23 protein-coding genes are annotated in these 22,781 nt (G+C 27.0%); 8 read left to right on the top strand and 15 right to left on the bottom strand.

The window, feature by feature from the left end:
- The 4 genes from EPJ79_RS10940 to EPJ79_RS10925 form a co-directional block, all read right to left on the bottom strand.
- Positions 1–188 (bottom strand): hypothetical protein (locus tag EPJ79_RS10940; protein WP_147739640.1); only part of this gene is annotated, 188 nt, incomplete at its 3' end.
- A 24-nt stretch (positions 189–212) separates the two neighbouring features.
- Positions 213–464 carry a PepSY-like domain-containing protein gene (locus EPJ79_RS10935; RefSeq protein ID WP_147547173.1) on the bottom strand — a complete coding sequence of 84 codons (252 nt, stop codon included), beginning with the start codon at positions 462–464 and terminating at the stop codon, positions 213–215.
- A gap of 24 nt (positions 465–488) precedes the next feature.
- Positions 489–740 carry a PepSY-like domain-containing protein gene (locus tag EPJ79_RS10930; protein ID WP_147739512.1) on the bottom strand — a complete coding sequence of 84 codons (252 nt, stop codon included), beginning with the start codon at positions 738–740 and terminating at the stop codon, positions 489–491.
- 20 nt (positions 741–760) lie between these two features.
- The gene (locus EPJ79_RS10925) at positions 761–1,033 is read right to left on the bottom strand and encodes a PepSY-like domain-containing protein (RefSeq protein WP_147737629.1); all 273 of its coding nucleotides are present in this window, start codon (positions 1,031–1,033) and stop codon (positions 761–763) included.
- 287 nt (positions 1,034–1,320) lie between these two features.
- Between EPJ79_RS10925 and EPJ79_RS10920 the strand changes: the two genes are divergently transcribed.
- The gene (locus EPJ79_RS10920) at positions 1,321–2,319 is read left to right on the top strand and encodes an FAD:protein FMN transferase (RefSeq protein ID WP_147739511.1); all 999 of its coding nucleotides are present in this window, start codon (positions 1,321–1,323) and stop codon (positions 2,317–2,319) included.
- A 22-nt stretch (positions 2,320–2,341) separates the two neighbouring features.
- On the opposite strand, the gene EPJ79_RS10915 is transcribed toward EPJ79_RS10920, so the two are convergent.
- Genes EPJ79_RS10915 through EPJ79_RS10890 form a run of 6 tightly spaced genes read right to left on the bottom strand, consistent with a single transcriptional unit; the run spans position 2,342 to position 8,935 of the window.
- Positions 2,342–3,331 (bottom strand): ABC transporter permease, encoded by a 990-nt coding sequence (locus EPJ79_RS10915; protein ID WP_147739510.1) that lies wholly within the window; start codon positions 3,329–3,331, stop codon positions 2,342–2,344.
- A 21-nt stretch (positions 3,332–3,352) separates the two neighbouring features.
- On the bottom strand, positions 3,353–4,864 hold the full coding sequence (locus tag EPJ79_RS10910) for a sugar ABC transporter ATP-binding protein (protein ID WP_242003239.1): 1,512 nt from the start codon (positions 4,862–4,864) through the stop codon (positions 3,353–3,355).
- A 17-nt stretch (positions 4,865–4,881) separates the two neighbouring features.
- Complete coding sequence (gene mtnK / locus EPJ79_RS10905; protein ID WP_147739508.1) at positions 4,882–6,138, bottom strand: S-methyl-5-thioribose kinase; 1,257 nt, start codon at positions 6,136–6,138, stop codon at positions 4,882–4,884.
- Between the two features lie 33 nt (positions 6,139–6,171).
- Positions 6,172–7,218 (bottom strand): S-methyl-5-thioribose-1-phosphate isomerase, encoded by a 1,047-nt coding sequence (gene mtnA, locus EPJ79_RS10900; protein ID WP_147739507.1) that lies wholly within the window; start codon positions 7,216–7,218, stop codon positions 6,172–6,174.
- A 45-nt stretch (positions 7,219–7,263) separates the two neighbouring features.
- Entirely contained in the window at positions 7,264–8,310 is a 1,047-nt protein-coding gene (locus tag EPJ79_RS10895; protein ID WP_147739506.1) for a sugar ABC transporter substrate-binding protein, read from the bottom strand.
- A 34-nt stretch (positions 8,311–8,344) separates the two neighbouring features.
- Positions 8,345–8,935 (bottom strand): CDP-alcohol phosphatidyltransferase family protein, encoded by a 591-nt coding sequence (locus EPJ79_RS10890; protein ID WP_147737623.1) that lies wholly within the window; start codon positions 8,933–8,935, stop codon positions 8,345–8,347.
- A gap of 387 nt (positions 8,936–9,322) precedes the next feature.
- Here EPJ79_RS10890 and scpB point away from each other — a divergent pair, with 387 nt between their 5' ends.
- The 6 genes from scpB (at position 9,323) to EPJ79_RS10865 (ending at position 14,816) form a co-directional block, all read left to right on the top strand.
- A complete protein-coding gene (gene scpB / locus EPJ79_RS10885) occupies positions 9,323–10,009 on the top strand; it encodes an SMC-Scp complex subunit ScpB (RefSeq protein ID WP_244289105.1) in 687 nt (228 codons plus the stop codon).
- A complete protein-coding gene (locus EPJ79_RS10880; RefSeq protein ID WP_147739505.1) occupies positions 10,002–10,913 on the top strand; it encodes a pseudouridine synthase in 912 nt (303 codons plus the stop codon). Before scpB ends, EPJ79_RS10880 begins: the two co-directional genes overlap by 8 nt.
- 464 nt (positions 10,914–11,377) lie before the next feature.
- The gene (locus EPJ79_RS10875; RefSeq protein WP_147739504.1) at positions 11,378–12,304 is read left to right on the top strand and encodes a tyrosine-type recombinase/integrase; all 927 of its coding nucleotides are present in this window, start codon (positions 11,378–11,380) and stop codon (positions 12,302–12,304) included.
- A 115-nt stretch (positions 12,305–12,419) separates the two neighbouring features.
- Entirely contained in the window at positions 12,420–13,871 is a 1,452-nt protein-coding gene (locus EPJ79_RS10870) for an MATE family efflux transporter (RefSeq protein WP_147739503.1), read from the top strand.
- Positions 13,872–14,133: 262 nt separating this feature from the next.
- A complete protein-coding gene (locus EPJ79_RS11600) occupies positions 14,134–14,271 on the top strand; it encodes a hypothetical protein (protein ID WP_158634372.1) in 138 nt (45 codons plus the stop codon).
- A gap of 164 nt (positions 14,272–14,435) precedes the next feature.
- Positions 14,436–14,816 carry a hypothetical protein gene (locus EPJ79_RS10865; protein ID WP_158634371.1) on the top strand — a complete coding sequence of 127 codons (381 nt, stop codon included), beginning with the start codon at positions 14,436–14,438 and terminating at the stop codon, positions 14,814–14,816.
- Positions 14,817–14,823: 7 nt separating this feature from the next.
- Here EPJ79_RS10865 and EPJ79_RS10860 read toward each other — a convergent pair whose 3' ends face one another.
- Both EPJ79_RS10860 and EPJ79_RS10855 read right to left on the bottom strand, forming a co-directional pair.
- Positions 14,824–15,321, bottom strand: a complete 498-nt coding sequence (locus tag EPJ79_RS10860; RefSeq protein ID WP_147527559.1) for a YajQ family cyclic di-GMP-binding protein — start codon at positions 15,319–15,321, stop codon at positions 14,824–14,826.
- Positions 15,322–15,346: 25 nt separating this feature from the next.
- On the bottom strand, positions 15,347–16,840 hold the full coding sequence (locus tag EPJ79_RS10855) for a glycogen synthase (RefSeq protein ID WP_147739501.1): 1,494 nt from the start codon (positions 16,838–16,840) through the stop codon (positions 15,347–15,349).
- A 195-nt stretch (positions 16,841–17,035) separates the two neighbouring features.
- Here EPJ79_RS10855 and EPJ79_RS10850 point away from each other — a divergent pair, with 195 nt between their 5' ends.
- Positions 17,036–18,703, top strand: a complete 1,668-nt coding sequence (locus EPJ79_RS10850) for a tetratricopeptide repeat protein (RefSeq protein WP_147739500.1) — start codon at positions 17,036–17,038, stop codon at positions 18,701–18,703.
- On the opposite strand, the gene EPJ79_RS10845 is transcribed toward EPJ79_RS10850, so the two are convergent.
- The 3 genes from EPJ79_RS10845 to EPJ79_RS10835 all read right to left on the bottom strand — a co-directional run bounded on the left by EPJ79_RS10845 (position 18,698) and on the right by EPJ79_RS10835 (position 22,581).
- A complete protein-coding gene (locus EPJ79_RS10845; protein ID WP_147739499.1) occupies positions 18,698–19,261 on the bottom strand; it encodes a thymidine kinase in 564 nt (187 codons plus the stop codon). The genes EPJ79_RS10850 and EPJ79_RS10845 overlap by 6 nt on opposite strands.
- A 210-nt stretch (positions 19,262–19,471) precedes the next feature.
- Complete coding sequence (locus EPJ79_RS10840) at positions 19,472–20,563, bottom strand: glycosyltransferase family 61 protein (protein ID WP_147739498.1); 1,092 nt, start codon at positions 20,561–20,563, stop codon at positions 19,472–19,474.
- Between the two features lie 284 nt (positions 20,564–20,847).
- Positions 20,848–22,581 (bottom strand): alkaline phosphatase family protein, encoded by a 1,734-nt coding sequence (locus EPJ79_RS10835; RefSeq protein ID WP_420913212.1) that lies wholly within the window; start codon positions 22,579–22,581, stop codon positions 20,848–20,850.
- Positions 22,582–22,781 lie beyond the last annotated feature (200 nt).

Genomic DNA, 22,781 nt, shown 5'->3' with positions numbered 1-22,781 from the left:
CTCATTTTTACTTCATAGACATTATAGTGTTCCATTTCAACCATCCATATTTCAGCTTGCGGATAGGTTCTTTTAGCCGTAGCTATTACCGCGGCTGGCACTTGGTCTAAAGGTATATACCAATCGGCAAACAATGAAGCCGAAGTTATAACCGTTAGAATCGCCAAAACACAAATTAATCTTTTCATTTTAATCACCTCCTTAATAAAAAATTAATCGTCCCATTTTTGATATAATAGATTACCGTTAATATCAATATAAAGTTCCATGAAATTACTCATTTTTACTTCATAGACATTATAGTGTTCCATTTCAACCATCCATATTTCAGCTTGCGGATAGGTTCTTTTAGCCGTAGCTATTACCGCGGCTGGCACTTGGTCTAAAGGTATATACCAATCGGCAAACAATGAAGCCGAGCCGATAACCGTTAGAATCGCCAAAACACAAATTAATCTTTTCATTTTAATCACCTCCTTAATAAAAAATTAATCGTCCCATTTTTGATATAATAGATTACCGTTAATATCAATATAAAGTTCCATGAAATTGCTCATTTTTACTTCATAGACATTATAGGCTTCCATTTCAACCATCCATACTTCCGCTTCTGGACAAGTCTTTTTAGCGGTAGCCTTTACAGCCGCTGGCACTTGGTCTAAAGGTATATACCAATCGGCAAACAATGAAGCCGAAGTTATAACCGTTAGAATCGCCAAAACACAAATTAATCTTTTCATTTTAATCATCTCCTCTAAAATTAATCGTCAAAATCTTGTCCTAAAAGATTACCATTAACATCTATATAAAGCTCCATCATATTAGACATTTTTACTTCATAGACATTATAGTATTCCATCTTTACAGCCCATACTTGAGCTTGCGGATAGGTTTGTCTTGCCGTATTAAGAACGACAGCTGGCACTTGGTCTAACGGAATATACCAATCGGCAAATAATGAAGCCGAAGTTATAACCGTTAGAACTACTAAAACGCATATCATTTTTTTTGATACTAATTTAAATTTTTGCATTTGCATTCTCCTCGTCATTTCTGACTATGTTTAATTATTTATTCTATCTACTTACATTATAGGAATTAAAATTAATTTTGTCAAGTATTTTTACAAAAAATTTACTATATTTTTACCTATTTTAGAAAAATTAATAATAATTATAATACATTTAATACATTTTTAGCCGTTAAGAAAAATATTTTTTAATGAATGTAAATCATTTTTACTTTTTAATTATCAATTTTTATATATTTTAATTTTGAAAATATATGATAATATTAAAAATAAAAAAGGTAAAATTATTTATGAGAAAAAAAATTTATTCGTTTATTCCAATTATCGCCGTAGCTTTAATTATAATTTTTTCTTTATATAAAAACAAAGAAGATTATATAAAAAAAACTATAATAATAAGCGACACGATATTAAATATAACGGCGGATACTACAGAAAAAAAATTTAATCAAATTATAAATTCTATAACAAATGAAATTAACAGAATGGACAATATAATAAATCCTTATAATCAAAAAAGCGAAATTGCAATAATAAATAAAAAAAGTTTGCAGGGAATTAAAGAGATTGAAATATCGAAAGAAATCGCTCATATTTTTGAAACGGGATTAAAATATTCTAAAATTAATTCTTCTTTTGATATAACAGTTCGTCCTTTAATAGAACTTTGGGGATTTGGAATAAAAGAAAATCAAACTGTCCCTAAACAATTTGAAATTGATAAAGCTTTAAAAAATGTCGATTATTCAAAATTAAATATAATAACCAATGAGAATAAAATATTATTAAAGCTTGAAAAAAAATTAACTTTCGATTTTGGCGCTTACGGAAAAGGATATATTATAACAAAATTAATTGAAATTTTTGAAAAACAAAATATAAAAAATTATTTAATCGATTATGGCGGAGACACTTATGCAAACGGAGTAAATAAAAAAGGTTCGGATTGGATAATAGCGATAAGAAATCCGAGAAACGATGCCAACGGTTTTTTGGCTTTAATAAAATCAACGAATTCGGCGATATTAACGAGCGGAGATTATGAAAGATATTTTACTGAAAACGGAACAAATTACCATCATTTAATAGACGCTAAAACGGGCTATCCTGCATATAATTCAATTTCGGCTACGATAGTTCATACAAATTCTGAAGAAGCCGATGCATTATCGACTATTGCATTTTTAATGGGAACGAATTTTTTTACAAATGAAAATTTTAAATATAAAGAAGCTTATATAGTATCGCCAAACGGTGAATTATTTACAATCACTAATGAAAATTTTTAAATAATAATTTCCTTTAATTATATTATGATTTTCTTTTTGAAAGCCCAAAGGTAAAAGCTAAAGCGGTTACTAAAACGCAACCTTTAATAAAATCTTGAGTATAATAAGGAACATTAAGCATTGTAAGTCCGTTTATAAGCATTCCTATAAATATTGCTCCGACTATAGTGCCGAAAGGATTTGGTTTTTGCGCTCCCAAAACGGCATAACCAATAAGAGCGGAAGCTATAGCGTCCATTAATAAAGTTCCACCTGAAGAAACATCACCTCTTCCCACTCTTGCTGCAAGGACTATACCAGCAAAACTAGCTACAAATCCAGATATTATATAAGCAAGTATTCTATATTTATAAATATTTACTCCTACAAGTCTCGCCGCTTCGCTGTTTCCTCCTATAGCGTAAAATATTCTTCCGTATCTTGTTAAAGATAAAACTATAAAAACTATTACCGCTATTATAAACATAAACGCTACGGGAATAGGAATAATATCAAATAATCTACCCTGTCCTAAAAATTTAAATCCTTCGTCAAATACTCCTTTAGCCGTCTCTCCATTTGGCAAGCTCATTCCGTTTCCTATGGACCTACCCGCGGAAGGAATGAGTTGCAAACCTTGAACTAAAAACATCATTCCTAAAGTGGTTAATAAATCGGGTATTTTTAATTTAACAATCAATAATCCGTTTATCAAACCTATCATAGCTCCCATAAGCAAACATATAATAATTGCATAATATCCTTTTAATTCCAATATTACCATACAATATGACGAAACCATTACCGAAAGCGAAGCGATAGCTCCAATAGACAAATCCATTCCGTTTACAATTAAAGGAAAAGTCTCTCCAAGCGCAAGTATGGCGTATATCGTTAAACCAAGAAGTATTGATAATAAATTTGAAGGCGTAAGGAATACGGGTCTTGTTATCGAAAAAAATATAAACAATAAAACCATTATTATTAAAAATCCGTATCTTATTGAAAAATGCGTTAAAGTTTTTTTATTCATTTTTTCTCCTTAAAAATTAATTTACAATTCTTTTATATCACAACTTATATAATGCAATAATTTATCTCTGTCTATATTGTCTCCATACTGCTCGAAAACCATTTTCCCCGAATTAAAAATTATTATTCTGTCGGCGACTTCTATAGCCTCGTCCAAATCGGCTACTAAAATTAAAGCCGTTTTATCTTCAATATTCTCTCTTAAATATTTTCCTATATCAAATCTCGAAGCTATATCTACTCCTTGAAAAGGTTCGTCTAATATTATTAAATTATAATTTTGAAAAATCCATCTTGCAACAATAACTTTCTGCTGATTTCCTCCCGATAAACTATCCATTGAATCTTTTATTGAAGAGTATTTTAAAGATAATTTTTTAGCTATATTTATAGACGCTTTATCTTCCAATTTTCTTTTCATTATAAGTTTAGGACTGAATATTTTAAGAAAAGGAATCGTTATATTTTCCGATATGTCGAAATTTGGAAATATTGCATTATTGCTTCTATCTTCGGGTATTAAATGTATTCCGTTATCTACGGCGTCTTTAATTTTTTTATATTCCGATTTTTTGCCGTTAATAAATATTTCTCCGCTTATAGGTTTTCTAATAGAAAATAATGTCTCTCCAAATTCGCTTTTGCCCGCTCCGATTAATCCCGCTATTGCGGTAATTTCTCCTTTGTATAATTTTAAATTAAGAGGATAACCGTTCTTTATAAAAACTAAATCTTTTGTTTCTATTAAAGGTTCTTTATTTATATTCTCTTTAGATTTTGCTTTAATCGTTTTAGGAACAGAGCCTATCATTGCCGTTACTATCTCTCCTACTTTTATAGGCTTTTCCATTATATCCGAAATTTTTCCGTCTCTTATTACGATTAATTTGTCCGCTATTCTTTCTATTTCATGAAGTCTATGCGAAACATACAAAATAGTAACATTCTTTTCTTTTAAACCTTTTAATTTTTCAAATAATATTTCGGTTTCTTTTTCGGATATTGCGGCGGTAGGTTCGTCTAATATAAGAAGTTTAGGATTCGATTTTAAAGCTCTCGCTATTATTATAAGTTGTCTTTCGCTTTGGCTTGTGTAAGAAACTTCTTTATTAAGTATGCTATGTTCTATTCCCATTAAATCGGCTATTTTTTCGGCTTCTTCAATATAATTCTTTTTCTTTATTAAAAAATTTTTTCTGTTAGTTAGCAAATCTTTCAATACCAAATTTTCCGCAACCGTCATATTTTGTATAATTCCTTGATTTATAATTTGATGAACGGTTTGTATTCCCTTATTATAAGCGTCAATCGGGCTTGAAAATTTTACTAACTCGCCTTCTATAAATATCTCTCCGTCATATTTTGTATGATAACCGCATATTATTTTTATTAAAGTAGATTTTCCCGCTCCGTTTGCTCCGACAATAGCCGTAATATCGCCTTTGCTAAAATCAAAAGATATTGATTCTAAAGCTCTTGTAGAACCGAAAGATTTTCCTATATTTTTTAAACTTACTATGGCTTCTTTATTCATAATTTATTTACGGTTTTTTATTTTATAGGCGAATATTTACTAACTATATTTTCTATCTCTTCTATATTATTTATTTTATTTCTATTAACCAAAAATTCTCTTCCAATTTTTAAGCATATACAATCTAATCTCGCTCTTTCATTTAAATCTTCTATTCCCGCTATATCTTTATTTTTAGCGAGTCCTAATGTTCTTCTTATTAAAACGCATCCTGCAAATCCTACAGAATCTTTAAAAATTCTCTCTAAAACCGTTTTAATATATTTTTCAGAATGCTTTTTTCCTTCGGGATATTGCCAATATAAAGGATTCGTATCTTCCAAATGTTTTTTCCATAATTTTTCAAATTTATTTAAAGTTCCCGTTAGCATATATTTAGCCGTTTCAAATAACCATTTTCTAAACTCTATTGAATTTGTCCCCAATCTTTTTTGATGATATTCTTGAGAAATATAAGCCATAAAGAAATTTGCCATAACCTTTCCTACATCGAATCCTATAGGTCCAAAAAATGCAAATTCTGGGTCGATTATATAAGTTTCGTTTTCATTTCCCATAAAGCTTCCCAAATGAAAATCTCCATGCAATAAAGCTTCGGCTTTCGTCATAAATGCGTATTTCATTTCCGCCGCAGCCGTTTTTAATTCTTCGTCTCTTTGGAATTTATTTACTTCTTCTAAATTAAATTTTTCATTGTAAACATTTGTATCCGAATCTTCAAAAGGATTTGTAAAAATAAAATTTTCCGTAAGTTCGCATAAATCTGGATTAATATATTCTACAGCCATAGATTTTTTTGTCTTGCTATCAAGATAATAATCGGAAGTGAAAAATAAAGTTCTCGAAAGAAAATCTGTTAAATCTTCAGCCGCTTTAGGAAACTTTTTGCCTTCTATTATCTCTCCTCTTAAAACTTTATGCCTATTCAAATTTTGCATAATTACTACGCACATCTCTTCAGAAAAGTAATAAATTTCAGGAACTAAATTCGGACATATTTTATATTCTTCTTTAAGCGCTTTTATTTCAATTTTCATTCTGTCTTTTTCTAAAGGATAATTTTCTCCAACGCATCTTAAAAAAGGAACGGATTGTTTTAATATAACTGTTTCTTTATCGTTATTTTCGTTAGTTATGCTATATACAAAGTTTAAATTTCCGTCTCCTATTTCGCTAACATTTAAATTATCAAAACTGCTAAATATTTTTTTCATTTCCGAAATTGATTTTAAATATTCGGGTATAGTTTTTAAAGTTAATTGTTTATATTCCATAAAAAATTCTCCTAAAATATTAATATTTTTTAATTAATTAAAAGCCTTTTTCAAATTCTCTTTATAAGGAGGCTTTATTATTCCTTTTTCGGTTATAAATCCCGTTATAAGTTCGTTTGGCGTCACATCGAAAGCTGGATTTTTCACTTTCACATTTGAAGGAGCGGTTTGAACTCCCGCAAAATTTATAACCTCTTTAGCGTCTCTTTCTTCTATAATTATATCCGCGCCTGTTTTGGCATTCAAATCAAAAGTAGTAGAAGGACAAGCTATATAAAAAGGAATGTTAAAATATTTTGATAATATTGCAACTCCCATAGTGCCTATTTTATTAGCCGCATCGCCGTTTTCAGCAACTCTGTCGCAGCCCGTTATAGCTATATCTATTAAACCTTTAGACATTATAAAAGCCGCCATATTATCGCATATTAAAGTTACATCGATTCCCGATTCAAATAACTCGAAACTTGTTAATCTCGCACCTTGCAAAAGAGGGCGCGTTTCATCGGCATACACTCTTATTTTAATATTTTTTTCTTGCGCTACATACATTGGAGCTAAAGCCGTTCCTATTCCGCTTACGGCAAGCCTTCCTGCATTGCAATGCGTGAGTATTCCGAAGTCGTTTTTCAAAAGCTCAACTCCGTATTCGCCTATTTTTCTGCAAATATTCTCGTCTTCAGAATGTATATTTTTAGCTTCATTTTCAAGGATATTATACAAATCCAAAGAAGAATCGGTTTTTAGAGATTCAATTTTATTTACCATTCTATTTAAAGCGTAACTTAAATTTACCGCCGTAGGTCTCGAAGAGTTAAAATAATCCGCTCTCTCTTTAACGATTTTAAAAAATTCGTTAGTCGGTAAATTTGTTTTTTCTCTTAACTTTATTAAAAGAGAGTAAGCCGCCGCAACTCCTATAGCTGGCGCTCCTCGAACTTTTAATTCTTTTATAGAATTATAAGCTTCTTCTACAGTATTTAATTTTATCTCTTTAACCGTTATCGGAAGCAAAGTTTGGTCTAATATAAATAAATCTTTGCCGTCCCATCTTACTGTTGGTATTTTTGTATTTGACATATTTTTATTTCCTTAAAAATAAATTTATTATTATAAAACAAAATTCTATTTAATCATAGGAATCCATGAAGCCGTCATATTTGTAGTTTTATTAAATTCGGGAAATTTTATCTCCAACTCTTCCATGTTTTTAACTCCCGCTTTTCTTAACATATCTTGCGTAAATAATGTTGGTGTAATAAATATTTCATGAGGTATAGGTTCTCCCGCTACTTTTAAAGCCAAAGCTCTAACGGATAAAGCGCCTATTAATCTTGGACTTGTCGCAGCCGTTGCCGCCCAAGGGCTTCCGTCTTTAATCATTAATTCTATATCTTGAGTGGTTATATCTACGCTATAAACTTTTATTTTATCGGTTAATCCTTCTTCTTCAAGCGCCAATACCACGCCTTTTGCAAATTCGTCAAACGGAGCAAAATAAGCGTTGATTTGAGGATGCGTTTTTAACACAGCTTTAACTTGCTCTGCATTTTTTACTGCAAATGGAGATTCTAAAGTTCCAGAACGAGCGACTTCTTTCATATTTGGAAATCGCTTTTTTAAATCGGTAAAAGCTTCGTCTCTTTTATCAAGCGGAAGTTGTCCTGCAAAATAAATGTATCCTATATTTGCCATCTCATTATAATCTTTAATCATAGCTTCTAACGAAGCCTTTCCGAGAGCGTAATTGTCTTGGGTTATTTGATTAATTTCTGGGTTATTAACATCGACTTCAAAAGCTACAACGGGTATTCCCGCCGCTACAGCGTCCGCCGCTGGTTTTTGAAGAGTTTCAGGCAAACCATGGTCTAAAATTATGCCGTCAACTTTCATATTTATGGCTTGATAAACAAAATCGGCTTGAGCTTGATTATCCATATTCTTGCCTAATACCGTAAGTTTTATTCCCATTAAATCAGCCTGTTTTTGCGCTCCGTCCTGCCACATTTGTAAAAACTCTCCTTCAAGAGCTTGTCTAATAACTGCAAAATGCAGTTTTTTAGAACCGTCAAAAGGCGCTGGCGCTCCTTCTAATTTTGTAACATCGTTTGTATTATTTTTTCCGCAGCCTATTAATAATACGGAAAAAATTATAATAATTAAATGTTTCATTGTTTTAATCTCCTTTTATTTATGAATTTTTTATTTAATTATTTTTAAAAATATTTTTTGCTTCTATAAATCTTTGTAAAGCCGTAAAAGATATTAATATAGAATAAATTAAAGTTATAATATTAATATACTTTTCAAGAATTATCATTAAACTAAACATTATAAAGCCTTCCGTTCTCTCCATAAGTCCCGCTTGATAATAAAAACTTTTTACTCCTTTCTTTTCGCTCATAGCTCCTACGGTTAAAAATATAGTCATAGATATTATTATTGAAGAACATAAAAAAATCAAATAAATTCTTGCATTTTCAAATTTTAAAGCCGCCGATATTATTATAGATATTTCTACAATTCTATCAAAAACAATATCTAATATAGTTCCAAATGAAGAAGAATTATTTGTTAGTCTTGAAAGCTCTCCGTCAACCGCGTCAAAATATCCTGAAATCCATAAAAGAATAACAGAAACTATATTATAATTATAATAAAATAATATTGCGCTAAAAATTCCAATTATAAGAGCGATAAAAGTTATAATATTCGGAGTAAAATGCATTTTATTAAATACATAAGCTCCAAATACAAAGATTTTATTAAAATATTTACGGGCATGAGTGTCAATCATAATTAAAAGTTATAAACTCCTTAATTTGTGATTTATATTTATTTTTTATTGTTTTAAAATTGAATTTTGATTTCTATAATCTCACGGATTATTAATTTTTAATTATGAGGAAACGCGTATTTATCATAGAATAGATTAAATATTTTATAATACTTTATGAAAAATAATTTATTCATAATTTTTCCTAATTAATTTATATATTTTATTATAAATGTAATATATAAAAAAGCAAGCGATTAAACTAAATTTTTTAATTTGTAGATTATAAATATTATAAAATTTTGATAATTCGCCTAAAATTAAATATAATAGTTGAAAATTTTAAATTCTATGTTATAATTAAAAAATCAAAAATTAAAAAAAGGTTTTAACGGGTTCTAAAAATAAATGGAAAAAATTGAAGAAATGAATAATATTGACAATTCTACTACTCAAAAAGAAGAAATTGAAAAAAACGAAGTTGATAACGAGTTTATCAATATTCAAACTGAAAATGCAGAAAATAAAGAAAAATTTGAAATAGACGCCTCCATACTCTCCGATAAAGAAGAGCTTGAAAAAGTAATGGAAGCTATTATATATGTCGAAGGAAATGTTACTATAAGCAGATTGAGAAATCTTTTTAAATGCGAAAATTCGGATATAAGAAATCATATAGAAAATATAAATAATAAATATAGAAGCTCTAAAAGTGCAATCGAAATACTTGAAATTGGCGACAGCGTTATGATGACAATAATTCCTTCAACTTTTGGGACTTTATCTGCAATATACGATAAAAAAAGAAAAAAGAAAATTTCAAAAGCAATGCTTCAAACTCTTTCAATAATAGCTTATAAACAACCATTAACAAAAGCGGAAATTGACGATATAAGACAAAGCGATAGCGGTTATCATTTAAGAGTTTTAATGGATGACGGTTTTATAGCTTGGAAAGGAAGAAAAGATTATTTGGATAAAAGACAAACTTACGGAACTACCGATAAATTTTTAATGCATTTCGGAATAAACACATTGGAAGACCTTCCTAAATTAAGAGAATTAAAAGATTTAGAATTCAATAGATATGAATAACGAAGAGATTAGACTCATAAAGGTTATATTAGAATCGGGATTTGCCAGCAGAAGAAAATGCGAAAAAGCGATATTGTCGGGAAGGGTTAGAGTAAATAATGAAATAATATTAGAGCCAGCTTATAAAGTAAAAGAAAAAGATACCGTTTCATTAGACAGAAAAATCATAGAAAGACAAAATAAAAGATATATGGCTTTATATAAACCTCTCGGAGTTGTAAGCACTACAAAATATTTGCCAGGAAGAAGAATAATTACGGAATTTTTTAAAGGCATAAAAGAGAGATTATTTTATGCGGGAAGATTGGATTCGGAATCTCGAGGAATTATGATTATAACCAACGATGGAGAGTTTGCAAATATTATAACTCATCCTTCTTACGAAATATTAAAAGTTTACGATGTTACGATTAATGGAAAAATAGATTCCGAAAAACTACTTGAAGCAAGCAAAGGAATAACGATTAAAAATATAAATTATTCGACTTTTAAATTCAAAATATTATCTAAAGGCAGAATTCAAAGCAAAATAAGATTAACCATAAACGAAGGAAAAAATAGAGAGATAAGAAAAATATTCGAACATTTGGGTTATAAAGTAATCGATTTGGAGCGAATTTCCGTAGGATGCGTGAATAAATATAGCGAATCTGCGGGAACTTTGGAAGCGGGACATATAAGAGATTTAACCGAAAAAGAAATTGCATTTTTCTTTAATCAAAAAGATAAAAAATTAAAAGAGATAGAAAATATTTTTTCTTCTAAAAATATTGGGAATATTGATAAAGATTATAAAGAAGAAATAAAGATAAATGAAAAGACGAATATTAAAAAACATAATAAATCGAAATTGGCAAAACCAAAAAATCTTAAAAAGAAAATTAAAAAAGCAAATTTTAAATAAATATAATGCAAATTTATCTATTATTCGTTATTTCTTTGAATACAAATAAAGAAAATTTTGAATAAATTTTTATGAATAAATTTAAATTTGTTAAAAAATCGATTTTAACGCCATTGTGTATGCTATAGAATTTCTTTTTCTAAAAACCATAATTGCAAGCCTAAAGCATGACAATACACACTTAAAAAAATTAATTTTAAAAATTTAGTTTCATTAATAAATAAATTTTATTAAAATAGTATAGTTTCGCTATCGTTTGCTATGACAGTAAAGATAAGAATAAACATTTTCATGCTTTTAGCAAAAATGGACACATAGCATAAAAAGTAATTATTTAATACAAATTAAATTTTACTATACGCCATCTATTTTATAATAATAAATAATAATTTAAGTTAACATACTTTATAAATTTATTAATAAAATATTCGATAATAATTTATATATTTAATAAAGGGATTTTTATGAATTCAAACGCTGCAAAAATGGATTACGAGTATATATATTTTTTGCTTGATGATTTTAGCGATTATTTACAAACTTTAAATTATGCCGCATTTACTATAAATAGCTATAATAAAGATTTGAGAGAATATATAAGATTTTTAGAAAAGAGAAATATTGCATTTGAAGAAGCAAATCATTATTCGGTTAGGGATTATTTAAGTTTTCTGCAAAATAAAAAATTAACCAACACAACTATGTCGAGGCATTTATCTTCTATTAAAAAATTTTACAAATATATGTTAAGAAACGGTTATTCGGACAAAACTAAAATAGTTAATATGAGAAACCCAAAGAAAGAAGAGCATGTCGCTAAATTTTTATCAATTAAAGATATGAATAGAGTTCTTACGATAAGAGATAATGAAAATTTTACATTAGTCAGAGATAAAATGATGGCTTTATTTATGTATACGATAGGTTTGAGAGTGTCAGAGCTTGCTTCAATAAAATTAAATATGATAAGAAAAGGCGCAAAAAAATTAAGAATACGAGGAAAAGGTTCAAAGTCTAGAGATATTCCTTTGCTTCCGATTATATATGATAATTGGGACATATATATTAGAATAAGAGAAACCATACTTAAAGAAAACGGAATAAAAAACGATTATCTTTTTATTAATAGATTCGGAAAACCTATAAGCGATAGAAGTATAAGAGTATCAATGAAAAGATTAATGAGAAATTCGCATTTAGCAATAGATTTTTCGCCGCATACTTTAAGACATACTTTTGCAACCCATCTTCTTAATAACGATGCCGAAATAAAAGGCGTTCAGGAATTATTAGGACATAAAAGCATTTCTACAACTCAAAAATATACTCATGTTACAAATGCAAGATTATTTGAAGTTTATAATAAATTTCATCCACATTCGCATCATTAATTTAATATATTCACTAATAAATTAAAATTTCTAATATTATATCGCTTGCTATATTTTATTATATAATATACAATATATCGACATTAAAAAAATTATTTTTTTGGAGGATACAATTATGACTGATAAAAAAATTGATATATTTGAAAATTATCCCGTATATAAATCTTTAATTTCTTTAGCGATGCCAACTATATTGGGCATGCTTGTAAATGTATTTTATAATATGGTTGATACTTTTTTTGTAGGACAGACGGGAGACCCAAATCAAGTAGCCGCAGTTTCTCTAACTATGCCGATTTATTTGCTTTTAATGGCTTTCGGAAATATCTTCGGAATTGGAGGAGCTTCATATATTTCAAGGAATTTGGGAGCTAAACAATTTGATAAAGTAAAGAAAATTTCCGCTTTCGGATTTTACGCGAGTATTATTGTCGGATTTATAAGTATGGCTTTATTTTTAATATTCATGCCTTTTATATTAAAAATATCGGGAGCGAGCGAAAATACTTATCAATTTGCAAAAAATTATTTAATAATTGTTGGAATTGGAGCGCCTTTCGTAGTTAGTCAAATGGCTATGGGACAAATAATTCGTTCTGAAGGAGCTTCAAAAGAGGCAATGATTGGTATGATGATAGGGACGATTGTAAATATAATTTTAGACCCGATAATGATACTTTATATGAATATGGGAGTCGCTGGAGCTGCGCTTGCCACGATAATAGGGAACGCATGTTCTACGATTTATTACGCTTGGCATATTTTAAGAAAAAAATCTTTTCTTTCGATAAGTTTTAAAGATTTTTCTATGCAGTCGGATATATTAAAAAATGTATTCGCTATAGGAATTCCCGTTTCAATAAATAATATTTTAATGAGCGCTTCAAATATTCTTATAAATAATTATGCGGCTGGATTTGGCGATAATGTGGTAGCTGGACTCGGAGTCGCTCAAAGATTATTTACGCTCGTTATTTTAGTTTTTATCGGGTTAGGACAAGGAATACAGCCTTTTATAGGATATAATTTCGCCTCTAAAAATTATAAGAGAATGAACGCTTCTATAAAACTTTCCTGTTTGGTAAGCGTCATAACGGGAATAATTTTACTTATTCTATCTTTTATATTTTCAAATCAGTCGGTTAGACTATTTATAGATAACGAAGAGGTAATAAACTACGGAGTTAAATTTTTAATCGCCTGTTATTCTGTAGCCCCGATTGTAGGATTTCAATTTATATTTATGTCTACTTTTCAAGCTTTGGGAAAGGCTATTCCTTCTTTATTTCTTTCATTGAGCAGGCAGGGAATCGCTTTTATACCCGTTATAATATTAGGAACAAAATTATTTGGCATAAATGGAATTGTGTGGGCGCAACCTATAGCAGATTTAGTTTCGGTTATTTTAGCTTCTTCAATGTATATTTATATTTACAGAAAAATGAAAAAGCAGGGATTAAAAGAAGATAACGGTAAATTAAAAAAAGACGATATTAAAGAAATGGATAAATCTCATAATGATAATATTTCCATTAAAAAAGAACATGCATTTAATGAGACTAATTAAAAAATAATTTTGTTGTTTTTCATTTTACTCTTAATAATATAAATTTTAAACGAGGGGTTAATCCCCTTGTTTTTTATTCTATGTAACAGAATTTTTATTCCATAGCTGAGTAGACTACCCTCAAAAGAGAAGCGGGATTTAACCTAATTTTAAATTTATTAATTTTTTTATTTATAAACTATTGACATATTTAAAAAATATGTTATACTTTATCTATATTGATTGTCAACTATTCGGCAAAGGATTTTTTTAATGTATAGTAATGTATTTTCAAGTGAAATTCGTCAACAGAACAGAACAGAACAGAACAGAACAGAACAGAACAGAACAGAACAGAATTATTACAAAACTTATTTCAATTGCAAAACAAAATCTTGCAAAGTTTATTTCAGTCGTTTAATAGGACTATTATTAGCTATACGAAACAAAATATTATCTTTAATTATTTTAAATTTTTTTATGCAATTTTCTAAATTTCTAAATGCTCATCCCTCAGGGCATAAAGCGAGGGGGTATGCGTTTTCGTCCTTATCAAATACGGGTTTTGATTTTAGGACAACCCCCTTGTTATTTAATTTTAAAATTAAAAAAATATTTTTCGCTTTATTATCGTTTTTTATTTTATTTACAATAAGTTGCGGTAATGAAAATAAAACAAAAAACGAAATATACGAAAGAAACATATCTTATTATGCGGGCGATTGGATTAATAGCGATACGAAAGAAAAAATATTTATTATAAACTCTAACGGTTCTATTATTGTAAACGGAGAAAATATACTTCCAAAGTCCATAAAGAAAAATAGCGAAACAAATTATACTTTTAAGGTAATGCCCGAATGGATTAATAAATCGTCATATACATTTAATATAAACTTTATTAACGATGCCAAAGGTAAAGTTAATGTTGGAAACTTATATTTTGAAATTAATAAAATAAATTAATTATAAATTATCTATAATTCGTAAATTGCAAAGGAATCGGATAATCTTTTTCTTTTATCATATTAATCACGGCTTGTAAATCGTCTTTTTTCGCGCCCGACACTCTAACTTGCTCGTCTTGTATGCTCGCTTGAACTTTTAATTTCATTTCTTTAATATCTTTCACTATAACTTTAGCCAAATCTTTATCTATTCCGCTTACAACTTCGTTTATCTCTCTAACCGAATCTCCCGCCGCTTTTTCTTTTTTCTTCTCTCTCAAACATTTTTGATTTAATCCTCTTTTGATAAATTTTTGAAATAAAATATCTCTAACTTGATTAAGAACAAAGTCTGCTGGAGCGTTTATTGTAATAGTTTTCTCTCCTTTATTTAATTCTATTGTTATATTTTGTCCCTTAAAATCAAATCTGTTATTTATCTCTTTAAGAGCGACATTAACGCAGTCGTCAATTACCTGCATATCTACTTCCGAAACTATATCGAAACTTGGGTCTTTTGCCATAATTATCTCCTTTTGTTTTATATTTTTATTTTAATAATCTTTTATATAATTTTTTATATTCTAAAGCCGTTTTCAAAAGCGAATAATCTTTATTCATAGCGTTATAAATAAGTTTATTCCAAATCTTTTTATTATTATATAAATTAAAAGCCAAATCCATAATATCTACAAAATCCTTAACGGAATAATTATTAAAAACAAATCCCGTAGCTTTATTTACAGATTTATTTCCGCTATAATTTATAACCGTATCTTTAAGTCCGCCAACAGAATGAACTATTGGAAGACTGCCGTATTTCATGCTATAAATTTGATTGAGTCCGCATGGCTCGAATTTGCTCGGCATTAAATACATATCGCTTCCAGCCGTTAATCTATGAGCAAGCGCTTCGTCAAATTCAAATACTACTTTTATATTTTTAGTTCTATTCGCTCTCTTTATAAAATCTTCTTCAAAATTTTTAAAATAATTATCTTTGCTAAATAAGAAAATAAAATTTCCGTCATAAGTTGAAAGTTCAAAAAATGAAGAATATATTAAATCTAATCCTTTTTGCGGGTCGAATCTTGAAATCATAGTTATTAAAGGAAAAGAATTATTTTTTAAGTTAAACTCTCTATATAAAGAATTTCTTATAAGTTTTTTATTTTTTATGCATTCTTCAACAGATTTTATATTTGAATTTATTTCATAATGATATTTTATATATTTATCCGTTTTTGGATTCCAAGATTTATCATTAACTCCGTTTAGTATTCCAAATAATTTTTCCGATTTTTCCGAAAGCAAATTATTAAGCCTAAAACCGTATCCTTCGCTTTGAATTTCTTTTGAATATGACGGACTTACCGTAGTAATTATATCCGATAAAATAATTCCCGCTTTAATAAAACTAACATCGCCGTAAAATTCCAATCTATTATAAACAAAAAATTTCCAAGAAATATTAAGCAAATTATATATATCGACTGAAAAATTTCCTTGATAAGCAAGATTATGAATCGTAAAAACGACTTTTAGATTTTTTAAAGCTTCTTCATTATTATAAACTTCTTTTATATAGAGAGATATTAAAGCCGTTTGCCAATCGTTTAAATGAATTATATCAAATTTAAATTTTTCTTTTTTGTATAAATGAATTAGTAATTGAACTATAGCTTTTGAAAATAAAATAAATCTGCTCGCATTGTCTTTATAATCTTTTCCGTTTTCGGAATATAATCCGTTTCTCTTAAAAAAATTATCCTGCTTAATAAAATAAACCGTAATATTAGAATTTTCAGGATGTTTAATTTTTATAATTTCAACTTCAATATCGTCTTTATTATGTTTTATTTTAAATTTTGCAAATAAGTTTTTTTTGTTTACGAATTTATAATTTTCTTTATAAAGAGGAATCGCCAATGAAGAGTTAATTTTTATTGAGTCGAATGCAATAGGCAAACTTCCCGCAATATCTCCCAATCCTCCCGTTTTTGAAAATGGGAACGCTTCGCTTGATACCATTAATAGTTTCATAAAAACAATAGCTCTAAATTTATTTTTAATTTATAATACTATATTACTATAAAAATAAATAAATGTCTATTATTATTTTTTGTTAATATGTTTTTAAATGTTTATATAAAATAAAAATACCGATAATATTATTTAAGATATAAAAATAATAAAAACATATTTTTTAATTAGAATTGACACTTTTAAGGATTATCAATGTATAATTTCTATCTTTATTCCGTAGCTTTTATATGCTTTTTGCTTGTTATCTTACTTGCAATGAAAATACTTTTCAGAGATAAAAATAAAGTAAAAATAAAAAGAAACACTTTAAAGAAAATAGAGGAATTAAAGAAAAATTTAACCGATAATTTTAAAGATTATAATTCTATGCATCAACTCGCTTTGCTTGAAGATGAAGCGGGAGATTATGAATCCGCTTTAGATATATACGAAAGACTTGTTGAAGTTGGATATTTAAGAGATTTTGAAGAACTTCAAATATGTAAAAGACTCGAAGATAAATACGATAAATTAAACGAAAAAGAAAAAAGTTTTATATATTCTTCAAAAATAATTAAATTAGAACCAGGTAATATTTTTTATATTATAAAAATTGGAACTATATTGGGAGAAAACGGTTATAATTTAGTAGCTTCAAATTATTTCAATAAAGCTTTGCTTTCAAAAAATGAATTTGAATTGGAAAGTCTTAAAGTCGCCGCTTTTTGTTTTTTCAATATTAAAGATTTTAATAAATCGATAATGTTTTTAGAAGAATTTTATAAAAGAATATTAAAGTATTCAAATAGAGATTTAGACGAAATTTATAATATTGAAAAAAGTTTAATATCTATGTATATAATTTCAGATAAACTTAATATTGCAAAATATTTTATAGAAAAACTTTCAATAGAAAAAAATATAAGCGATGATTTTAGATTTTATATTAATAAAACATATTTATTTATTCTTTATAAACTTGGCGATAATGAAAGATTTAAAAGAATTTACGATAGTTTATACGATTTATATTTATCGAAAGGCGTTAATATTAATTATGCCGATTTAATTTTGGATTATTCTTTTTATTCTTATTTTTTAAGAGAAATGGAACTTTCAATAAAATATTTTGAAACTATTGAATCTTTTAATGAAACTAAATTTAATATTTATAATATAAATACGATATTAAAATATTTGTATCAAATTAATAAAGCAAACTATCAATTATCGCTTTTAAGAAATTTAAAAAATTCAAACAATAACAAATATATAAACGATAATTATGAAAAATATATAGATAAAGAAAATATAGAAACTTGGGAAAATTCAATTAATATGTGGGAGCAATCTTTTTTAGATTTGTCTTATATATCAAATTTAATACAAATAGAAAAAACGGTTAATATAGACGGAAGAATATTAGAAGATTTGAAAAATGCAGTCGACTCAAACGAATCTCGTAGCTCGATAAACATTACAAAAAAAGTGGATAAAATATACGATTTGGATATTAACGAATTTAAAAAACTTTGCAAAAATATAATAACTACAAAACTATCTTATATTATAACGCAAGAATACGAAGATAAATTTAACGATACTAATAAAGACGAACTTAATTTTTTAGCTTACGATATTAAAGGCAGTAAGAGAGAGTTAACTTTAATATCATTTAAACGATGGAGAAAAACTTCTATAGGAGAGTTAATGGTTAGAGATTTTTTTATGCTCGTTAATGAAGTTGACGCTAAAAACGGAATATTGATAGTTCCTAACGAATTAAGCAATAGCGCGAAAAGTTATGTTTTCCATAACGACAGAATTATAGTTTACGCTAGAGACCAATTTAATAATCTTTTGAAAGATGAAAAATTATAGATTTAATTTAACTTCGTCCTCGCCCGCGTAACAATATCTACAAACGCATTTATAAATATCATCTCCTATAACTATTCTGTCAATATCTTTTGCTATTCTTTTTGAGTAAATTCCTTTTCTTCCGCAATCGCATTTTCCGAAAACTTTTATATGAATATCGATTAAATCTTCTTCGATTAAATTTGTAACGCTTTCCCAATAATTTCTTTTATAATCCATATCAAGCGAAGCTATATAAAAATCTATATTATTAAAATTTTTTATTAAACTTATAAAATTATTAGTTTCTTTCAAAAAACAAAACTCGTCAATTCCTACAATATCATAATTTGAAATATAATTATAAATATCTTTTTTATTTAAATCTTCTTCAATTATAATATCGATTCTTTTGTCTAAAATAACGGTTTTATCTCTACAAAAATATCCTCTGAAAGACATCGCGGGATAAATAAATAAAATTTTAATATCGCTTTTTTCCATAAGCAAATAATCTAAAGACTTTATTAAATATTTTGATTTTCCTGCAAACATAGGACCTGTTATTAAATAATTCATAAAATAAAAATCCGAAATAATATAGAAATTATAATTTTTAAATTTTATCAAAAAAATAAACTTTTGCAATATAAACAATATAAGAAATTATTTTAAATTGTTAAAATATTTATTTCCTCTTAAAATATCTTCCGATAAAATTCTTTGAGCGTAATTATATTTAAATTATATTTATAAGATAAACTTTCTTTATTTTATAATTTAATTAACTTAAGAATTTTCAAAAACTTGTAATTTTTCTTTAAATAAATCCAAATCGATTTTAAAATTATTTTTATTTCTGTCTTTAATTATTTTATTAAAATAGACGATATTATCTGGATTATTTTCAACATATTCAAAATATTTCATTCCTATAGTTTTGCAAATATTGCGATGACAGTCTTCATAACTTGCATAAGATACTATTCCTAAAACCGAAGTTTCCTTATCGCAGCAAACTAAATTTGTAAGTCCACTTCCCAATACCGATATAATTTTTTTAGCCTTATTAAATATGCAAAACTGCTCTTCCAAAGAATAATCTTCTGGATATATTACTTTATAACCTAACGGAGATAAAATATTTATTAGTTCGTTTTCATTCAAAATATTCCTCGTTTTAACTCTTTTACGGCTTATATAAATTTTATCGTAAAAATGAAAATTATTTTTTGAAAGCAGTTCTTTAGTTAGATTTAAATATTTATCGCATACCCATTTTGGAGGATTTGCAACTGAAATTCCAGGAAATGACGAAAAATATAAATTGTCGCATATTATCTCTTCTTCATCTTCAACTAATATAATTTTTTTCTTATCCAAACTGAATAATTTAAGCCCTTTCAAATAAAATTTAGCTTTACAATGTTTACTTAAAATAATTGTATCTATCTCGTCAAATAATTTAGAATCTTTAAGTAAAAATATCCGAGATAATATTTCATGTATCCAATGTCCGTAATAAACATGCCATTGCGATTTTAAAACGAATATGTTTCCTTTAATTTTTCTTCTTTTTCTGAATTTATAAAATATAAATCTGCCAAACAATTCTTGCGGACTGTAGATTATGTTTAGCGGCAAAACATCTTTTATATAAAATCCGTCTTCCGTAAAAATAAATCCCCAATCGGCAAAAACTCTTCCATTTTCTATTTGACAAATAAATTCTTCTTTTTCTTCGCAATCATATTTTAGAGGAATATATTTTTTATATTTTATTTCTTTAGCCGATACGGATTTATTTTTTAAAGTTTGACTTATTTTTATTCCAAATTTATTTCTTATTTTTGAATGCAATAATTTATTAAATAGAGGCATAGAATAGTCCCCAAATTGCAATGATAAATAGCGAAAGTAAAAAGAGCGATAAATTAAATTTTAAATAATTATTGATTGTAAGATATAGTTGTAGGTTGCGTTGCGTTGCGTTGCGTTGCGTTGCGTTGCGTTGCGTTGCGTTGCGTTCATGAGAATTTATCTCCCGTTAAATAGATTTAATCCGAAAGTTTCTCTCTTCGGTTGTTCGTTTATTCATTATTTAATTAATTTACAGGAATATTATACAATATTTAGAATTTTTGTCAATCATTTTAAGAAAAAAATTATCGAGTTATTATATCGTTAAAATATTTTTCGCCTCTTAAAATATCTTCCGATAAAATTCTTTGAGCGTAATTATATTTATAAGACAAACTTTCTTTACTAACTTCTATTCGGATAATTTTATTATTTTCGTTCGTATAAAAATTATTATAAAATCTTATAATTCCTTCCGTTTTATCTTTATATAAAAGCGAAATTATAGAATTCGTCCAATTAATTTTAGTATTTACGGCTATAAATAACGGAATATTTTCGGGCGGAAATCCGTCTTCCAACTTAAAAGCTCCGTTTCTGCCATTCCATATTAAAAGCGGACTAATAGCGTAAGATTCAAAAAATTCTTTTTTTATATTTTCGTCTACAGAAGAATTATAAATCATTCCCGCCAAATAAGGATATAAATGGTCATGCTTAAAAATTATAATCGCATCGGGATATTTTTGAAGAATTATATTTTTAGTTTCTATTATATCAATTGCAGCCATAACGGAATTTTCCATAGTTTCAAGCAAAACTTTTTTATCTTTTCGATTAATTTTTTCGTAAAATCTTTTATTGTTTTCAAAAATATTAAAATCATTTTTTATATGACTTCCAGCATGCCCCAAAAATGTAAATCCAGAAACGAATACAGGCTCTTCAAAATCGTTATTCTTTATATAATTTTTTATGTTTGTTAGTCCCAAGTTAAATATAATTTCTTCAAATCCAATATTTGGAAATAATTTGTCTAAATTAAAAGTTATTCCGCATTCTTCAAGCGCGATTGTTTTATAGCCAGCGTTTTTCATTAAAAAAGGCAAAGCGGTATTTACCTTGCTTTTTTGTTTTTTCGGATAAATCGGCGAAGTTCCAATTAAACCCGAAAGCCTTGCAAATAAACTTCCGTTCCCATCGTTCGGTCCGACTTTTGACGACTGTAAAGCCCATTCTCTATATTCTTTTGGAAAAGGGTCTTTATCAAACAATTCTAAAAAATGACTATAATCGTAAAATGATTCCATAAAAATTATAAAAACATTTCTTTTATTAGTATAATCGTAAGGCATAATTAAATTTGAAATCTCTCTTTTATTTTGAACTTCTTTTAATAATTCAATCGCATTTTTAACATTATCAATATTTGCAATTACTTTATTATTTTCTCTGTCGAAAGAAATTCTATAACTTATTGAATTTATTATTCCAAATTTATTTACTCTTTCAATATAATTTGGATATATAGAATTAATTTTAACTTCTCTAAAAAACGATAAATAAGTAGTAATTAAAATTATAAAAAATAATATAATTCCTTTTTTCTTATCAATCAAAAATATTTTAATTAATCTATATAAAAAATATATTGAAAATGCAAAAAGCGAAGAAAAATATAATATTGTAGCCGCTATCGTAATTATTTGCATATAAAATGGCAAAACTTCAATTAGCGAAGGATATAAATATTCCATATCTGTAAAAAATATCGGTTTAGTTAAAATAGTTATTCCTAAAGGTTCTATTGTAAAAAATGAAAAAACCGAAACTATAATAAACAAATAAGAGATTACCAATTTTTTATTTGAAAGAAAATAAGAAATTAAAGAAAATAAATAAATATATAATATATCTATAAAACTTATTTTAAATCTGTCAATCGAAAGTGACGGAAGTAAAAATTGAGTTATCGTAAAATATAATATTGAAATAATTATAAAAGAGTTAATATAAAAATTATATAATATTTTTTTAATTTTCAATTCAATCTCCGCAAATTATAAAAGTTAAATATTGATTTTAAATGATAATATATTTTATTTTGTAAATCAAGTAATTTTTAAAAATATTTTAGAGCTATTATTTTGCAAAAAAGACTGCTTTGAATTATTATAAATAAAACTACAACGGATAAAATCATTTTTACTCCTTAAAATTCTTTTAAAAAAATTTAATC

This window comes from Brachyspira aalborgi (genome assembly GCF_008016455.1).
Classification (GTDB): domain Bacteria; phylum Spirochaetota; class Brachyspiria; order Brachyspirales; family Brachyspiraceae; genus Brachyspira; species Brachyspira aalborgi.
This window is presented reverse-complemented; position numbering and strand designations above follow the sequence as displayed.

Excerpts from the sequence above, each read along its gene's own strand:
- EPJ79_RS10935 (WP_147547173.1), bottom strand. The coding sequence starts at position 464 with ATGAAAAGATTAATTTGTGTTTTGGCGATTCTAACGGTTATCGGCTCG.
- EPJ79_RS10930 (WP_147739512.1), bottom strand. The coding sequence starts at position 740 with ATGAAAAGATTAATTTGTGTTTTGGCGATTCTAACGGTTATAACTTCG.
- EPJ79_RS10925 (WP_147737629.1), bottom strand. The coding sequence starts at position 1,033 with ATGCAAAAATTTAAATTAGTATCAAAAAAAATGATATGCGTTTTAGTA.
- EPJ79_RS10920 (WP_147739511.1), top strand. The coding sequence starts at position 1,321 with ATGAGAAAAAAAATTTATTCGTTTATTCCAATTATCGCCGTAGCTTTA.
- EPJ79_RS10915 (WP_147739510.1), bottom strand. The coding sequence starts at position 3,331 with ATGAATAAAAAAACTTTAACGCATTTTTCAATAAGATACGGATTTTTA.
- EPJ79_RS10910 (WP_242003239.1), bottom strand. The coding sequence starts at position 4,864 with ATGAATAAAGAAGCCATAGTAAGTTTAAAAAATATAGGAAAATCTTTC.
- mtnK (WP_147739508.1), bottom strand. The coding sequence starts at position 6,138 with ATGGAATATAAACAATTAACTTTAAAAACTATACCCGAATATTTAAAA.
- mtnA (WP_147739507.1), bottom strand. The coding sequence starts at position 7,218 with ATGTCAAATACAAAAATACCAACAGTAAGATGGGACGGCAAAGATTTA.
- EPJ79_RS10895 (WP_147739506.1), bottom strand. The coding sequence starts at position 8,310 with ATGAAACATTTAATTATTATAATTTTTTCCGTATTATTAATAGGCTGC.
- EPJ79_RS10890 (WP_147737623.1), bottom strand. The coding sequence starts at position 8,935 with ATGATTGACACTCATGCCCGTAAATATTTTAATAAAATCTTTGTATTT.
- scpB (WP_244289105.1), top strand. The coding sequence starts at position 9,323 with ATGGAAAAAATTGAAGAAATGAATAATATTGACAATTCTACTACTCAA.
- EPJ79_RS10880 (WP_147739505.1), top strand. The coding sequence starts at position 10,002 with ATGAATAACGAAGAGATTAGACTCATAAAGGTTATATTAGAATCGGGA.
- EPJ79_RS10875 (WP_147739504.1), top strand. The coding sequence starts at position 11,378 with ATGAATTCAAACGCTGCAAAAATGGATTACGAGTATATATATTTTTTG.
- EPJ79_RS10870 (WP_147739503.1), top strand. The coding sequence starts at position 12,420 with ATGACTGATAAAAAAATTGATATATTTGAAAATTATCCCGTATATAAA.
- EPJ79_RS11600 (WP_158634372.1), top strand. The coding sequence starts at position 14,134 with ATGTATTTTCAAGTGAAATTCGTCAACAGAACAGAACAGAACAGAACA.
- EPJ79_RS10860 (WP_147527559.1), bottom strand. The coding sequence starts at position 15,321 with ATGGCAAAAGACCCAAGTTTCGATATAGTTTCGGAAGTAGATATGCAG.
- EPJ79_RS10855 (WP_147739501.1), bottom strand. The coding sequence starts at position 16,840 with ATGAAACTATTAATGGTATCAAGCGAAGCGTTCCCATTTTCAAAAACG.
- EPJ79_RS10850 (WP_147739500.1), top strand. The coding sequence starts at position 17,036 with ATGTATAATTTCTATCTTTATTCCGTAGCTTTTATATGCTTTTTGCTT.
- EPJ79_RS10845 (WP_147739499.1), bottom strand. The coding sequence starts at position 19,261 with ATGAATTATTTAATAACAGGTCCTATGTTTGCAGGAAAATCAAAATAT.
- EPJ79_RS10840 (WP_147739498.1), bottom strand. The coding sequence starts at position 20,563 with ATGCCTCTATTTAATAAATTATTGCATTCAAAAATAAGAAATAAATTT.